The 14,914-nt window shown below is 44.8% G+C and carries 13 protein-coding genes; 1 reads left to right on the plus strand and 12 read right to left on the minus strand.

The window, feature by feature from the left end:
- Positions 1-101 precede the first annotated feature (101 nt).
- Positions 102-491, plus strand: coding sequence for an ATP-binding protein (locus R8O70_RS14960; RefSeq protein ID WP_005377656.1), 390 nt, complete (start codon positions 102-104; stop codon positions 489-491).
- Between the two features lie 19 nt (positions 492-510).
- Here R8O70_RS14960 and R8O70_RS14965 read toward each other — a convergent pair whose 3' ends face one another.
- The 12 genes from R8O70_RS14965 to R8O70_RS15020 form a co-directional block, all read right to left on the minus strand.
- Entirely contained in the window at positions 511-1,149 is a 639-nt protein-coding gene (locus R8O70_RS14965) for a sugar transferase (protein WP_226083616.1), read from the minus strand.
- Between the two features lie 10 nt (positions 1,150-1,159).
- Positions 1,160-2,350 carry a glycosyltransferase family 2 protein gene (locus tag R8O70_RS14970; protein WP_258645805.1) on the minus strand — a complete coding sequence of 397 codons (1,191 nt, stop codon included), beginning with the start codon at positions 2,348-2,350 and terminating at the stop codon, positions 1,160-1,162.
- A complete protein-coding gene (locus tag R8O70_RS14975) occupies positions 2,343-3,461 on the minus strand; it encodes a glycosyltransferase (RefSeq protein WP_318125707.1) in 1,119 nt (372 codons plus the stop codon). The genes R8O70_RS14970 and R8O70_RS14975 overlap by 8 nt, the downstream gene beginning before the upstream one ends.
- Positions 3,462-3,682: 221 nt before the next feature.
- Positions 3,683-5,116: a GumC family protein gene (locus R8O70_RS14980; RefSeq protein WP_318125708.1), complete on the minus strand. Its 1,434-nt coding sequence runs from the start codon at positions 5,114-5,116 to the stop codon at positions 3,683-3,685.
- A complete protein-coding gene (locus R8O70_RS14985; protein WP_318184233.1) occupies positions 5,113-6,237 on the minus strand; it encodes a glycosyltransferase in 1,125 nt (374 codons plus the stop codon). Before R8O70_RS14985 ends, R8O70_RS14980 begins: the two co-directional genes overlap by 4 nt.
- A gap of 115 nt (positions 6,238-6,352) precedes the next feature.
- Positions 6,353-7,717 (minus strand): O-antigen ligase family protein, encoded by a 1,365-nt coding sequence (locus R8O70_RS14990; RefSeq protein ID WP_169644502.1) that lies wholly within the window; start codon positions 7,715-7,717, stop codon positions 6,353-6,355.
- A complete protein-coding gene (locus R8O70_RS14995) occupies positions 7,714-9,144 on the minus strand; it encodes a lipopolysaccharide biosynthesis protein (RefSeq protein WP_054579479.1) in 1,431 nt (476 codons plus the stop codon). Before R8O70_RS14995 ends, R8O70_RS14990 begins: the two co-directional genes overlap by 4 nt.
- Entirely contained in the window at positions 9,137-10,309 is a 1,173-nt protein-coding gene (locus R8O70_RS15000; protein ID WP_005377641.1) for a glycosyltransferase, read from the minus strand. Before R8O70_RS15000 ends, R8O70_RS14995 begins: the two co-directional genes overlap by 8 nt.
- An 11-nt stretch (positions 10,310-10,320) precedes the next feature.
- Positions 10,321-11,505 carry a glycosyltransferase gene (locus R8O70_RS15005; protein WP_085569874.1) on the minus strand — a complete coding sequence of 395 codons (1,185 nt, stop codon included), beginning with the start codon at positions 11,503-11,505 and terminating at the stop codon, positions 10,321-10,323.
- 144 nt (positions 11,506-11,649) lie between these two features.
- On the minus strand, positions 11,650-12,720 hold the full coding sequence (locus tag R8O70_RS15010) for a glycosyltransferase family 4 protein (RefSeq protein ID WP_138939125.1): 1,071 nt from the start codon (positions 12,718-12,720) through the stop codon (positions 11,650-11,652).
- Positions 12,695-14,221 carry a sigma-54-dependent transcriptional regulator gene (locus R8O70_RS15015; RefSeq protein ID WP_085569876.1) on the minus strand — a complete coding sequence of 509 codons (1,527 nt, stop codon included), beginning with the start codon at positions 14,219-14,221 and terminating at the stop codon, positions 12,695-12,697. The genes R8O70_RS15010 and R8O70_RS15015 overlap by 26 nt, the downstream gene beginning before the upstream one ends.
- Positions 14,222-14,529: 308 nt before the next feature.
- Entirely contained in the window at positions 14,530-14,910 is a 381-nt protein-coding gene (locus R8O70_RS15020) for an Hpt domain-containing protein (RefSeq protein WP_005377636.1), read from the minus strand.
- Positions 14,911-14,914: the final 4 nt, after the last annotated feature.

Here is a 14,914-nt window from a genome sequence, read left to right on the forward strand (position 1 = left end):
TAAATGCCGAGCCTAATGTGCTCGGCATTTTTTATTTCTACTTTTCTTTTCCAATAATTTCGTTACAGTTTAGGCTTATTCCCACCTCATTAAACTGCATTATGTCACTGGCTAAACTCATTCTTATTCGTGGACTTCCGGGTTCAGGTAAAACAACCTTAGCAAAACAACTGGCAATAGAGCTTGGTGCTAAGCATTTTGAAGCTGACATGTATTTTGAAAATGATGAAGGTGATTATCACTTTGAACCGGTTCAATTACCTCAAGCGCATGAGTGGTGTTTTCAGCAAACTAGAAAGTGGTTGAACAAAGGGAGAGTCGTGATTGTGAGCAATACGTTTGTTCGACATTGGGAGATGAAGCGTTACATGGACTACTGCATGAAGAAGCGCATCGAGGTGGAAATTAAAGTGTGTCACGGAGCGTATCAAAGCATTCATGACGTGCCACCAGCGACGATAGAAAAGATGCGCCGCCAGTGGCAAGAGTGACCGTTACCAGAACCGGAAGTTATTGACCTCGTCCGTCAATCATCACAACGAATGTTTTGCTCATGATTGAAAGGTCCATTGAAATCCAAGAGTAAAACGAACCTAAGCTTAGTGCGTAACTGTGGTCAAACCCAACTTTGCGTCTTACATCTTCAATGCATGCATCATAGCCTTGGTTAACCTGAGCTAAGCCTGTGATACCCGGTAACACGCCATATGTGCGCTCTACAAAGTAGGGGATTTCATCTTCCAATTTCTGGTAGAAAGCTGGGCGTTCTGGGCGCGGCCCAATCATCGACATTTCACCTTTCAACACATTAAACAGTTGAGGTAGTTCATCTAAACGCGTTTTGCGTAAAAAGCGTCCTACTGGCGTGATGCGGGGATCATTTTCAGTTGCCCATACTGCGCCAGAGCGTTGCTCTGCATCAATATACATGGTGCGAAACTTCATGATTTGAAAAAGATCCATTTTTTCTGGTGTGCAGCGCCCAACACGCAGTTGACGATAGATCACTGGGCCTTTCGATGTGATTTTTATAGCTAGCGCGATAAATGGGAATAGCGGTGCAGTGACGACCAAAATAAGCATTGCAACCAGTACATCAAACGTTCTTTTCGCGTGGCATACATTTGAATCGTAGCGTGAGTTTTTCATGATGCTTTCCTTATTGGTTGACGCGTTTCCAACGTCCATTTTCCATTCCGAGTAAATACTTCATACCGCCGATAAAGTTGGCGAGATGACCAATGACGATGTAGCTAATCAGCTTAAAAGGTTTAATTGTGTTAAGTGCTGGCATCAAGTAAGTGATAAGCGCGATGCTATAAATGCCAACTTGAGCGAACAGCATTACTTGAAACAGCGGATTGTGTGCCAGTAGTAGTGAGCAAATAAAGCAAACAATCATCAAATAGGGTGTTGCTAAGCGCAGAACCTTTCCCGATAGAAATGCAAAGGCAGTGCCACGATAACGAGGTAGCAGTAATTGCTTTAATTGCATGAGCTGCTGCATGTTACCCGCTGAAATTCTTAGGCGCCGCTTGAAATCTGCGTTGTCTGAGCTCTGTTCTAGTTCAAGAGCCAGCATGTTTGGCTCGTAAATAGCGCTATAGCCTCGCAAAACGATTCTCATAGGGAGAATAAAGTCGTCATTAATGGTGCTGACTTCCAGTGGTTCAAATAAGTGAGTTCTGAAAGTGTAAAATGCACCGTGGGAACCAATCGTTGAACCTAACAAGGATTCTTGATGCTTTACTCGAGACTGGTATCGCCAATACGCCGCTTCACCTTGGTTATCAGTACTCATTATTTGATATGTTGCGTTAACCACTCCAACGTTCTCATTTTGATAATGCTGACTAGCTAGCAACAGAGAATCGCAAGAAATCAATGCCGACGTGTCACTCAGTGCGGTAATGTCCGAGCTAACATGACGCATTTCTTCGTTGAGTAGGGCAACTTTACCGCGATTGATTTGGTGATCATTAATAATGAACAGAGTATCAGAGCAGATTGCTTCTTGAATTGTCGCTTGAGCAATCTCGGCTGTGTTATCTGTGCAGCCATCACATGCGATCACTACTCTTAACTTATCCCTTGGGTAATCTAGGCTCGCAAGGTTACGGATCTTCTCTGCTATCCATTGTTCTTCATTGTAGGCGGGCACGATGACAGTAATAGAGGGTAGCTGGCTGTCTGTTTTGGAGGCTTTGTAAGCTCGCTCTACAAATGGTGCTTTGGTTTCGTCTTGCTGTTTTAAAGGAAGCCACTTAAGGAGCAGTGGATACCCAACGTGATGATAGACAATCAAAAACGCGGATAAACCAAACCCTATAATCCAAAGTAAATCATTCATAGCTAGCCTCCTTGGCCAAACGTGAGTAGCGACTCACCATGTCTCTGATATCAAAGTGTTTGAGAATAAAAGTTCGAGGAGAATGGTGTGATGATTCCAGTTGCTGTGATAACGCTTCGGCCAACGAAAACACGCGATTTGCTTCAACCAGTGTGCTGTTGTTCGGACAGAGCGTCTCTTTCACGCCGCCAACATCCGTCGCGACGCAAGGAATGTCACATGCTTGAGCCTCGAGGGTTGAGAGAGGAAATCCCTCTTGAAGTGATGGTAAGCAAAACAAGTCTAGGCTTTGGTAAAAGCTGGGCATATCGTCGACCAAGCCTAAAAAGGTTACTCGATCTTCAAGTTTTAACGTTCTAACTTGTGCTTCCAATTGAGCTCGCTGAGAACCATCTCCAGCAATGGCTAGGTGTGTGTTTGGCGTAAGATGAGAGAATGCTTCGATAAGCACTTTATGGCCTTTAACTGCTTCTAGACGCCCGGCAACGCCAATCACGATTTTGTCGGTTGGAAGTTCAAACAAGTGTCTTGTTGCCGTTTGGTCACCGCTTTTAAACTTCTGACAGTCAATCCCGTTATGGATAGTACAAACTTTGCGATACTTTAACTTAGTCTGTATTTGATGGGCGACAAAGTTAGCATCGGCAACTACTTGCGGGCGAATAATCGTTAGCAAAAGGGACTGTAGTCGAGCTGATTTTTTGTTATTAAGGTGCCATGCGTCGTGCTCGGTATGAATCACTACAGGTACGTGCGCTAAACGTGCAGCAATACCACCATACAGAAGTGGGCCGATATGATGGGTGTGGACCACGTCTGGTCGCATTCTTTTTATCATTGAAGTCAGTGTAGCGATGGTCTTCCCGCTGAATCCAGGTCTTTTATTAAGAAAGTGCAGTTGGCCTTGGTAGGGCAATAGTTTTTGCCAGCATTGCAGTGCTTGCGCTTTGCTTCCCTCTAAACTTACGACAAAAACGGAATGGTTTGGCTGCGCAAAACGAAGCATCTCTAGTACGAGCGTTTCTAAGCCGCCAGGAGCTAAGTGCTGCACGACGTGTAATATCACTTTTTTGCTGTGCTTAGTGTTATTGTGCTTTTGTCTGACTTCCATTTTCAAACCCTCGTTGAGTTCTTTGTTTATTTAGGAATTGCAGACAACGTGCCAAGAAGTTAAACATTTAAAAACAATAAGTTAGCTTCAGTTCGTGTGAGGTTCTATGTTTATTCTCAATTTGAGATTCATATTAGTGGACATGCTATGAGGCTGTATAAGGCAGTAGTAAAAGAAAAGCACTCGCCGACCGAGTGCTTGTAAATGAGTTCTTATGGCGGTTAGTTTCCGTACACTACGTTAGGTAAAGTGGTGATGACAGGAACACCAAGGTGTTTTTCTAATGCTCTTTTTGAGCGGATAGAGTTATCGGCTAACTCAAGTATCGTCGCTAATCCAATGCCTAAACCAGCGCCACCAATAAATCCTAAAATGACAAATACAAAACTAGGTAAGTTAGTTGGAATCGTTGGCGTGAACGGTTCATCAATGATTTTTACGCGCTTATTCTCTTCAAACTCTCCCAAAGAACCCGTTAGTTGGGCCATCTCATAGCGTTCGACGAGTTCATCATACATTTCTCTCTTCACTGCGACGTCACGAGCTAAGCGGTTGATTTCTGTTGCTGTGCTCCCAAATTGGTGCGCATTTCGCTCTAATTCTTGGATCATGTCTCGCAAGCTGTTGGTTTCTTCCGTAAGTGCTTCAAAACGTCCACGCATCATTTGTAATTGATGTAGTTGGGAGACAAGTAGAGGCTGTGCTTCGCCAAGACTGTTTACTGTGGTATTGCTCGCGATATCCCATAGTTGAGCACTGTTTAGTTCTGGTTGTTTAGAGTTCAAGAGTACCGAGCGTTCCTGCTCCAACCGGTTTAATTCTCGCAACTTACCTTGAACTAAACTATGCGCCTCTGTGTATTTAGCGCGAAGCAGGGTAAGTTCACTACGAATGTCGATGATTTGCTCTTCCAGTTTACCGATAACCGGGTTCGTTTTGGATAGTTGTTGATCCAAACTGCCTAGACTTCGTGAAACACCAGCAAGCTCCGCCTCCTTTTCGGCTAGCGTTTGTTTGAGGCTAGCAAGGCGAGTAAGGCTTTGAGCTTGCATTTCGGGTGTCGCGTCTGAGTAAGTATTTTTATACTCTGCAAAAGCTTGTTCAGCCTTGTCTAGTTCTTCCCTGCGTTTGTTGATATGGATAGTCAAAAAATGACTCGAATCTTTAATCGAAGAACGCTCAGGAGCCAAAAGCTGTTCGACAAAATGCTCTCTGACAGAGAGCAGCATCGACTCCATTCCTTCTGATTTACCACTTTGCAATTGAATTTGAATGAAGTCTTTACCGAGTGGCTGAACAGACAGGCGCGACGCAAGATCTTTTATGATGAACTCTTGCTCTTTTGCACTCATCTCGTCATTGAACAGCGATTGTTCTTTTGCGACAGAATACAAAACGTGTCGGCTTTTTAGCAGAGTACTGAGTGCGCTCAATCGGTCTTTAAGCATTGTTGAGACGGCAAGGTCTTGAAGGAACGGGTTCATTTTCGCTGTCTCTTGAATAAGCATGCTGGTATGAGCAACATAAGTCGTCGGAACCAGCTTACTTACGATGAAGCCCAGCACCGGCAAGACAAGCATAGGGATAACGATCATGTAACGACGTCGCCAAGCGCCATGTAGTAATACACTAAGGTTCTCTCTCAAATCGTTCATAGCGCCCTCACTAATTTATCAACTTGGTTGGCTCTTGCTTCCCAGCTTTGCTGTTGAACAAATGACTTTGAATCTGTCGGTGGCGGTAGGAGGTGATCGAGACTGGCACGCACGTCTTCGACATCTTGAACCACATGAAGCATATGTTTGTAGGGCATTAATGCAGGAAACGGTGTGCTGATAACAGGGGTTCCTGTTGCCAAGTACTCAAGAAGTTTAAGCGGATTACATGCCTTGATTTGAGCGTTATCAACAAAGGGCAACCAACTGGCATCCCAGTGTTGGGAGTAACGTGGCAGAGTGTGATGCGCTCTCGGGCCCAGGTAGTATACGTTGCATCTTTGTGGAAGTGGATTATCACTGAACTCGTTAGGGCCGATGAACACGAGATCCCAGTCAGGCGCTTGGTCTGCGACTTGGGCAATTAAGTCGTAGTCTAACCATTCCGACAAACTGCCATAAAAGCCCAGCACTTTGCGACCATTATTAGGAAAATCTTCAGCCTTAGGTGCTGGCTCAGAAAACAGACTAAAGTCGACACCGTGAGGCAAAGTGACGGTTTTACCAGATGGAAATTTGGTGGAGAGTGTTTCGCTTGCCGTAAAGATAACGCTAGCCGCATTAACAAGAGTACGTTCGTGCTTGGCTACCGTGTCGTGGTCAACACCAGCTAAAGCGCTAAAGTCATCGCCACAATAGTAAATCAGTCCACGTGGGTTCATTTCTGCACAAAGATCGGCAGCAGTCGGGAGCGACGTCCAAAATACAGGCTTATCAAAACCAAGAGCTTGTAATTGTTTGTTGAGTTGGTGTTTCATCATCTTAGCGGCCACTTTTCTTGCTAATGCAGAACTAGGGGCAGGAATGGTGAGCAAGTTGATGATGTGAATGTTTGGGTTTGTTTCAGAGTCCAATGTTGGCTTGTGTGAGCCTACGTTATGAAATACACGAGTGAGTTTGTTTAACGCACGTTGTATGTCTTTAGAATCCAGCTTAGGTTGACGAAGGCCAATGGAGTTCACCCAAAGGATTCGATGGTTCGCTGCTAGTCGCTTGACAATATGCTGAGTGGAAGAGGGTAACCCTCCAAAATCTTCTCCAAATACTACGATGTCCGTCATGTGGCTCTCCTTGAGTCTTGGTTATTTGATTACTAATTAAGTGAGTAATCACAATGCGTGCCAAGGAATTAGCCATTTTAAAACAGTGAGTTATGGGTTTTGTTTATGTTTGAAACTAGGATTTCTCATTTTGACAGTCACTTTGAACAATACGGCTAACGACAACTGTTAATGCCGCTAGAATGTAAATTGGCCAAGTGAAACCTTGAGTCAGAAACGTACCTGATACGATGGTACCGATAAGCCCACTTAACACGGCGTTTGCTCCTACAGAGAGGGTGTAATCTGATTTTGGTGTCAGCAATGAGATGGAATGCAAAGAGGTGCGGATCAATGACACAATTAAAGTAATGAACACCGCGAGTCCGACAAAACCCGTTTCTGCCAACACGCCAAACCAAGTACTATGGACCGCGTGGTTGATACCATCCCAGTGTGGGCTGTAGAAATAGTAATTAAAGTAAAAGTTATCTAGACCTACGCCAGTCAACGGGTGATGCAGCGCCATTTTAAATGCCGCTTCCCACGCATAAAGTCGCCCCATCGCAGAGGCATCTATACCATCCTCAGCGGCTCCCCCCGATTCTCGTCCTGAAATACCAGCGAATGCGTAGAGTACGATGGCTGCTACGGCGCCTAGTACCAAGACTAATGTTTTGCTTTTGATGTGTTTAAAAGCAAAGTAGGCAAATACAGACAGTGAACCGAGTAACCCACCGCGGCTCTGAGTCTCAATGATCGCAAAGAACAAAACCAAACAGGTGATAAGGGCAAAGAGCCTGAGATGCTTGGGGGAATGCTTCTCCATCAATTGACTAACGGTAAAGGCAAGGGGAAACATCAGCACTAGTGCCAAATCGTTAGGATCGCCAAGTACTGAACCTATGGATCGTCCTATTGACACGCGCGTTCCTTCGACTAAATCAATGCCATTCGCAGCGTTTTGTAATGCCACTAAGCCAATCAATAATCCGGCGAAAATAATTGCTTTTGACATCTGAGCGAGCTGTGAAGGTTTAGTAATAAGCCAGGTGATGGCCAACGTCATAATGATGATTTTCCAATAGGTATTTTTGAACACCGTTATTGCGATATCACGACTGGAAGCGAATATTATTCCGATGATCACCAGACCCCAAAATATACACAGCCACTTTAATGAAGGGTGCCAAAAAGCTGTAATCTGGCGGCTTATAAGAAGGTGAAAAGCGAGTGCGGCGAGTGCCCCCAGTGATAACAGTAATGGGATCTTGAAGTTATAGATAACAGGAAAGGCTTCGTGAATACGAAAGAATGAAAAAATAACGAACAGTGTGACAAGCCAAAACGTTTGATTGAGAACAAACAGTAACGCGAGTGGTGCGAAACACAACGCAACAATCAAAATGGGATGAGGCATAACAACCCAAAGCAGGCCGATACCGACAGTGATCGTCAGTGCTGCGATGGACTGTTTTGTTCTCACCTTGGTTTCATTCATAACGAGTATCTCTTCACCTGTCCACGCCTTTTCACTATGTATCGAGTGAGAGCATTGAGCGTCTCTTTACTCATGTAGCGAGTGGCTATCCCTGCCAGCAAACTGCATGTCAAAATGCAAATTGCGATGGCGATTCCTATTGATTGTGAAGAGTGAAGCAGGAACAGTGCCACACCGGATATAATCTGTAATAAAACCATCAGACTTAGGTGAAAAGGCAACGTCATACATTGTTGGCCTACTACATAAGTCAGGCCCAGCTTACACAGTTGTGCGTAATAAAGCGCAATGAACACACCATAAATACCCAGAGAAGATAAGCCAAACAGCAAAGCAATCGCAACGCACGCAGAGACGACATTTATACCCAGTAGCCAGCGAGTACGACGCTTGTACAAAATGGAGATGTTAATCAACTCACTCCATTCTTTTAACATGGCGATAGGTAGCAAGAATAAGCTGAATAGTACCGCCTCATGATAGGTTTCTGGCAGTAAGTAGGTGATCATCACCATTGCTAATGTGCCGACCACTACACTCAAACCTGTAATGTAAATCATACCTAAGTGTGTGATGCGCACTGCTTCAGTGTTCTTGCGCCCTTCTAAGTAGTTAAATCGACGTGGCATCCACCACATGCCAAATGGCTGCACTAAAATACACATGCCCACTGCAAATTTTACCGCTATCGCGTAAATCCCTAACGTCGCAAGAGAAGTGTTGGCACCAATGAACCAGCGTTCAGCGCCATTGAGACAAAATGCTACTAAACCGGCCATCATCATTGGTAGGCAGTAGTTTAGGTATTGTTTTGCCAATGTCAGTTTAGGAAGGGTGACATTGTAACTGTTAACGATGTGCAGCCAAACAAATTGAGTAATAGCAGCCAACAAGCCCCCCCACAAAACAGAAATAACATGGGGATGAACAGACAGCGCCGCGACGATAAAAATGACCTGAAAAATGGTGGTAGTGACCATGACGTTAAGCAGTGTTCTTGCTTTGTCGTCTTGTGTTCTTAACCAGGCAGTGCCGATTGCAATACTGCCTTCTAGAACGATAGCAAACATAACAATAGCGAATTCGGCTCGCGTAAAAGGCGCGGGAATGGGGGCGATTAAAATGATAGTGAGCAAGCTAAGAGCGACGACGCCAGCGATGAGTAAAGCAAGTGAGTACAGCTGGTTTAGTAGGCTTGTGCGCGTATTTTGATCCTTTTCAACGCCGACGAATCGATACAGCGCTTCATGCAAAGAGAAACTGACAAACAAGGTCGTAACAACACCAAAGGTTGTTAGAAGCTCAAGCTTGCCCATTTGCTCTGGTGAGAGAAAGTGGGGCAATACAGGCAGCATGATTAGGCTGATGCTTTTATTGATCACTAAGGCGATAGCAAATAGCGTCATGTTGGTCATTGCTTTAGACATGATCATATCCTTTGATGTCTCGCGGTGTCTTGAGTGTGCAATCATTGTTGGTAGCAATTTCGGCAGCAAGGTGCTGGGCGATTGGCAAATAACAACGTTCGGCTGTGTATAGTTGAGAAACATTGAGTGCTTCGATACCCATCGTTACTTTCATCCACGGCGATTCATTCAAAAGGCGAATTGCGTTGTGTAACGAAGCCACATTGTTAGGCGTGTATTTAATACAATTTCGGCCGTGAGTTAACACGCGGTCCCAATAACTATCATCATGTGGAATGACGACACACATACCTGCAGCGAGCGCCTCCAAAATAGATAACCCAAAAGGTTCGTTGAGACTGGTGGAAACAAACACACCACACTGTGAACGCAATTCATCTAAGTTGTTTGGGCACTCATGCCATTCAACACCTTGTGTGTTGAAGTCCGGTGTTGAATATTCCACACCTGCCACGTTAGGTTTGATGTAACACACGGTGGATTTGATCTTTTTCGACTCATCAAGTGTTAAAGCATCAAGCAAAAGATCGATGTTCTTCCATTTTAGTAAGCTAGCTGCCCAGAAAACGCGGCTTGAAATCGGATTCGCTTGTTTTGGCCAGCGATCTTTCGATAATCCATTAACAAACGTAGATGTATTCAAACCACACCAATAGCGTTCGGTGGCTGGCTTCTCTGTTTTGAGGTAGGCCTGTAATGCTTCTACCATTGATTCGCGGGTGTTTGCCAAGTAGTAAATTGCCGATGCTTTTACTAAGCAGTAGCCAGCAGATCTCGATCGTCCAATAGGGCCATGAACCATCTGTACCACAGGCTTTTTGCTAATTAATCGTAGTAAGTACAAAGGCATATCATTACTTGGGCAAGATAGGCCCAAAAAGCTATCTATTTTTGGCAGCTTCATGCACGCGTAGAGAAGTTGGAGAAAGTAGTAAGCGTTCATCAACCAGTAGGTCAGTCCATGAGTCGAGTTAAATGGTGATGGTTTTATTTTTATAACTTGCACACGCGGTGTATCACTAAGCAGTGACGCCCAATGCTCTGGATTTGTAGTGAGTAGATAACCAATCACGTTCAGCTTATCGCACTGCTTAAGGAGCTCTGCATTCGCGATTTTGGATCCACCTTGCATTGGGATGGCGTCGAACATCAATACACGTTTCATGACCGGGCTCCTCAATTGATGCTCAACCAGCGTGAAAGAGGCTTCATGCAGTGAGTCATTGGCATTGGTGTAATGGCGTTGTTATTAAGTTCACCTTCGTAAATACGTTCAATAGCGTTGATAGATGCAGTCGTCGTTAAGTGCTGGCTAGCATGTAGGTAAGCGTTTTCCGCCAGCTTGTTTCTTAATGCCGCGTCTTGCATGACTTGTTGAATCGCGTTTAACAGGCTCGCCATTCCACTGTTCTGGTACAGCAATGCAGAGTGATTATGCTCGAACAACTCAGGAATGCCTCCCGTTTTAGGAGCCACGATAGGCAGTTGAGCTAAAGCCGCTTCCCCGAGCACGAGACCAAAGGCCTCTTCATAGGCGCCGCTAATAAAAGCGTCTGCATTACCACACATCCACGCTCCGGCATTGTGTTGCTCCCCGACAAAGTGCACTCGTTCTTGGATACCAAGATCCGCGGCAAGCTGTTGCAATGCTTCTCTTTCTTCGCCGTCACCAACAATAACAAGGTGAGGGTTGTGGTGGTGGTAGTTGTGCATGCGCATTGCGCGAATAAGGCGGTCGAACCCTTTGCGCTTAATCAGCGAACCCACCGACAGAAAGGTAAAGGCCTGTGATGGGATTCCGAGGCGATCTTTAATGTCGATGGGTGTATCCACGCCTTGAAGTGACACGCCGTTGTGTACGACATGAAGTTGGTTTTGTGGGTAGCCGTCCTGAATAATTTCGCGTCCAACATCTTTGCTAACGCAAATCAATTTTGGAGAGAGGTGAAGTCCGAGAGAGAAGCGATCGCGCAATGTATAATGGCAATGAAGTTGCGTGACAAGTGGTATATGATTCATGCGAGCAGCCAAACACATCCATTGACAAGGGCCGCCGCTATTGACGTGTACCAAGTCGATGTTGTGCTTTTCGATTAATGCTGAGCCTTGTTTGATAAGGCTATTCCACCCGCTAATATCCCAGCGCGGAGCGCTCCAACCACCCACCAAATTGAAGGCTGAATGTTCCGCTTCAATTCCGAGCGATTGGCACTTATCGATTAATGGTTGGCAGTTGGACCATACGAATGGCTCAAACTTATCGCGGTCGATTCCTGAAATGAGAGCCAGAAGCACCACTTCACTGCCGCGAATCCAATTATCACCATAATGAACATATAGAATGCGTTTTGGCGTAGTCATAAGTCACCTCTGTCTCATCATTAATCTGCGTTAACTGCTGAGCTGCAATAGAGATGCCAAAATATGCCATTAGTTTATGTGATTGAATCTTATATGATATTTATGTTTGGAACTCATCATTCTCATATTGAGAACCAATATGGATTAGTGATCCGTTTCAATTTGATATTTTTGTAGCAATACGGGAATCACACTTTGTGTTGAGAAATCATCAATGATGGTTTGTCGAGCATTCTCGCGAATGAGTGATTGTTGCGCTTCACCAATCGACATCCAGTCATGAAGACATTTAGCAAGAGAGGGAATGTCTTCGACGATAAAACCATTTTTACCCGTTTGGATAATATCTGGAAGACGACCTACACGTAAGCTCATCACGGCAATGCCTCTCGACATGGCTTCAAGCGCCGCCATTGGAAGACCCTCATAACGAGAAGAAATGATAAGTACACTGATATTTTCCCAAACACCTTCCATATCGGTTTGATGGCCGAAGAAAGTCACATTTGGAGGGGCAGTTTGATTAAGCGATTCTTTTTCTGGGCCATCACCGTACACACTAAACTGTAATGTTGGACAGAGCCTCGCTACCTCAATAAATTGATCGGCGCCTTTTTCCTGACTCAATCGGCCGACAAAAGCGATTTCCTGATAGTTGAGTTGACTGTTGGGAATCGAAACAAAGTTATTCAGCAGTCCTGAAGAACAAAAAACTTTGCGCTGAATACTCGGACTGACAGCAAAGCAATGGTCAGATAGGCTGCCTGAGCTTCTATCAAGCCAATCGTATAGCCATAGTTTCCCTGAGGACGATTCACCAGCATGATAAGTTGAAATCAAACGAGGAAACGTACGGGTGAGCAGTTTGGCGCAGCGCGACAAAATCGACGCTTTATAACCATGGGAGTGAACCACTGAGGGTTGGTGATTGGCGACAGCGCTTGTTAGGTGTTTAATTTTTAAAGCTTTATTGGGCTCGCCAGACAAATAGTTTAAGTAACTCACAGGGATCGCGGCTTCTTTTGCCTTCTGTACAATCTGAGCGGCTGGCGAATACTCGGTGGTTAGCACAACTCGAGCTTTGTTTCCAAAGGCGATTAATCCCCGAGCTAGCTCGATAACGTGACTTTCAATGCCGCCGAATAGACGGCTATCAAGCAAGATCCAAATTTCACCAATGGCAGGTTTATCAAGATTGTTCGAGATTAATTTCATCCGCTTCCCACGCTTGTTTTTTTCGGTAAACCGTAGATGGGCTTAACTCCAGCATGACAGCGGCGTTGAGGACGTTGCCATCACAGTACGCAATTGCGTTCTGAATTGCTTCACGCTCTACTTGCCACATAGGGCGAATGGTTCCATCAGAGTTAAAGTACGGTGAGGTAGCAGCAGAGGACGGTGTACCAGGCAGCTCCGCTGCGGTAATCGACGGTTCGACCGCAGAAGGTGAAGGTTCCTCAGTATAAACAGGTGGTGGTGTGATTGGTGCAATGTTTGCTGACTCTTGAGCAACATGCGCAGGCGTCGTTGTTTTCGTAACTTTTGACTTTTTAGTGAGTTGAGCGGGTAGGTGGCTCACCGTGACTTTTTCGTCGTTATTAAGCACCACAATGTTACGTATGATGTTTTGTAGTTGCCTTACATTACCCGGCCATTCGTAATGCTTGATGATATGTTGAGCTTCACTGTCGATTGTTGAGAATTTCTTTTTGTCCTGTTTGGCGTAAGTGGTCAAGAAGTGCTTGGCAAGCGTGACGATGTCACTTCCTCGTTCACGTAATGGGGGCATATCGATAGGTATAACGTGCACACGGTAGTATAAGTCTTCACGAAAACGACCTTCTTCTACTTCTGTTAATGGATCTCGGTTAGTGGCACAAATGATTCTCACATCCACTTTCATTTCTCGAGTGCCACCAAGAGGGGTGTAAGTGCCCGTTTGTAGAAAGCGGAGCAACTTCTTTTGCATCTCAAGTTCCATTTCACACAGCTCATCAAGAAAAAGCGTGCCACCATGTGCCAGCGTCGCCGCACCTTTTCGATCTGTTGTTGCTCCAGTAAAGGCCCCTTTAACGTGACCAAAAATCTCACTTTCCATCAAATCTCGTGGAATAGCCCCACAGTTAATTGCAATAAAAGGCTTGTCTTTACGGTCGCTCTGGCGGTGGACGGCTTCAGCACAAACTTCTTTACCTGTGCCGCTTTCTCCCACAATAAACACACTGGCAGAAGTTGGCGCAACAGCATCAATGGTCTTGTATACCGCCTGCATCGGGAGACTTGAACCGATGAATCCGTGATAGTTGTGGCGATCAAACTTGGACTGAATATTTTCCACCAAATCTTCCAATTTGGCGCGTTTAAGGTGCAATGCAACTGACGTTTTTAGGCGATCAGCGTTTATGGGCTTTTCTAAGAAATCTTCCGCACCTTTTTGAATTAGATTAACGGCTAAGTCGACGCTGCCGTGTGCCGTAGCAATAATAACGGACGTAGGAATGTCATTCTGGTTGATCCAATCCAGCACGTCTTCGCCAGACATGTCGGGCAGTTTCAAATCGAGAATGATGAGCTGAGGTTTGCTTCTTTCAATAAATTGAATCGCTTCGCGACCTGTCTCGACATGAAAAATGTCATAAGGTTCGTCTTTCACATACTGCTTATAAAGTATGGCTAGTGAAGTAGAGTCCTCTACCAGTAACACCCTTGGTCTCATAGTCCCATCCCAACGTAGTTTGTTTCATTTTTTATGATTTTTGTCAGCACTACTATTTGGCATTATGAGTGGTTTATAGCTCTCTAGTGCTGAAAATTCTCAATTTGAGAAAAGCGTTATTTAAGTATTAGCACAAGGTAGGAAATTTGCGAAAAATCCATACTTTTTAATTGATTAAGTTATACCCAAATAATTTCAAGGTATGTGGCTTGGAGAGGGTGACTGAATTTGGAGCCTAAATTTATGAGATGATGTCGGCATCGCGCTTTATCAAACGCGATGCTTCGCTAGGGAGTAAGACACTAATACTACTCAAACCCTTGAGCTTTTCGCTTTTCTAACGCATCAAACGATTCATTGGCGAGTTGCGGAAGTGTTTCACAAAGCTCCAATGCTTTTGGTATTTTTCCTTCGACACAGTACTTCTCAATCATTCTTGCTTGTCTTGAAAGCGTTCGATTGCCTAAAGCGAGAGCAGAACTGCCCAGTGTGTGAACCTCGAACTCTAATGTTTGAAGGTCTTTTGTGCTTAATGCTTGCTCTATTTTCTCCATGCGATCGCGTGACTCTTCGACATAGTGATCAATCAAGGTAGGGATGATTTCGGCGCACGTATCTTTGATCATTTGCTGAAGAATATGCTCATCCACTAATTCTTGCTCGATAGTCAATGTATTATTTATCGTCATAATA

The sequence above is a fragment of the Vibrio sp. 779(2023) genome, from assembly GCF_033344285.1.
GTDB classification, from domain to species: domain Bacteria; phylum Pseudomonadota; class Gammaproteobacteria; order Enterobacterales; family Vibrionaceae; genus Vibrio; species Vibrio alginolyticus.

Coding starts and splice junctions, on each gene's coding strand:
- R8O70_RS14960 (WP_005377656.1), top strand. CDS start 102: ATGTCACTGGCTAAACTCATTCTTATTCGTGGACTTCCGGGTTCAGGT.
- R8O70_RS14965 (WP_226083616.1), bottom strand. CDS start 1,149: ATGAAAAACTCACGCTACGATTCAAATGTATGCCACGCGAAAAGAACG.
- R8O70_RS14970 (WP_258645805.1), bottom strand. CDS start 2,350: ATGAATGATTTACTTTGGATTATAGGGTTTGGTTTATCCGCGTTTTTG.
- R8O70_RS14975 (WP_318125707.1), bottom strand. CDS start 3,461: ATGGAAGTCAGACAAAAGCACAATAACACTAAGCACAGCAAAAAAGTG.
- R8O70_RS14980 (WP_318125708.1), bottom strand. CDS start 5,116: ATGAACGATTTGAGAGAGAACCTTAGTGTATTACTACATGGCGCTTGG.
- R8O70_RS14985 (WP_318184233.1), bottom strand. CDS start 6,237: ATGACGGACATCGTAGTATTTGGAGAAGATTTTGGAGGGTTACCCTCT.
- R8O70_RS14990 (WP_169644502.1), bottom strand. CDS start 7,717: ATGAATGAAACCAAGGTGAGAACAAAACAGTCCATCGCAGCACTGACG.
- R8O70_RS14995 (WP_054579479.1), bottom strand. CDS start 9,144: ATGTCTAAAGCAATGACCAACATGACGCTATTTGCTATCGCCTTAGTG.
- R8O70_RS15000 (WP_005377641.1), bottom strand. CDS start 10,309: ATGAAACGTGTATTGATGTTCGACGCCATCCCAATGCAAGGTGGATCC.
- R8O70_RS15005 (WP_085569874.1), bottom strand. CDS start 11,505: ATGACTACGCCAAAACGCATTCTATATGTTCATTATGGTGATAATTGG.
- R8O70_RS15010 (WP_138939125.1), bottom strand. CDS start 12,720: ATGAAATTAATCTCGAACAATCTTGATAAACCTGCCATTGGTGAAATT.
- R8O70_RS15015 (WP_085569876.1), bottom strand. CDS start 14,221: ATGAGACCAAGGGTGTTACTGGTAGAGGACTCTACTTCACTAGCCATA.
- R8O70_RS15020 (WP_005377636.1), bottom strand. CDS start 14,910: ATGACGATAAATAATACATTGACTATCGAGCAAGAATTAGTGGATGAG.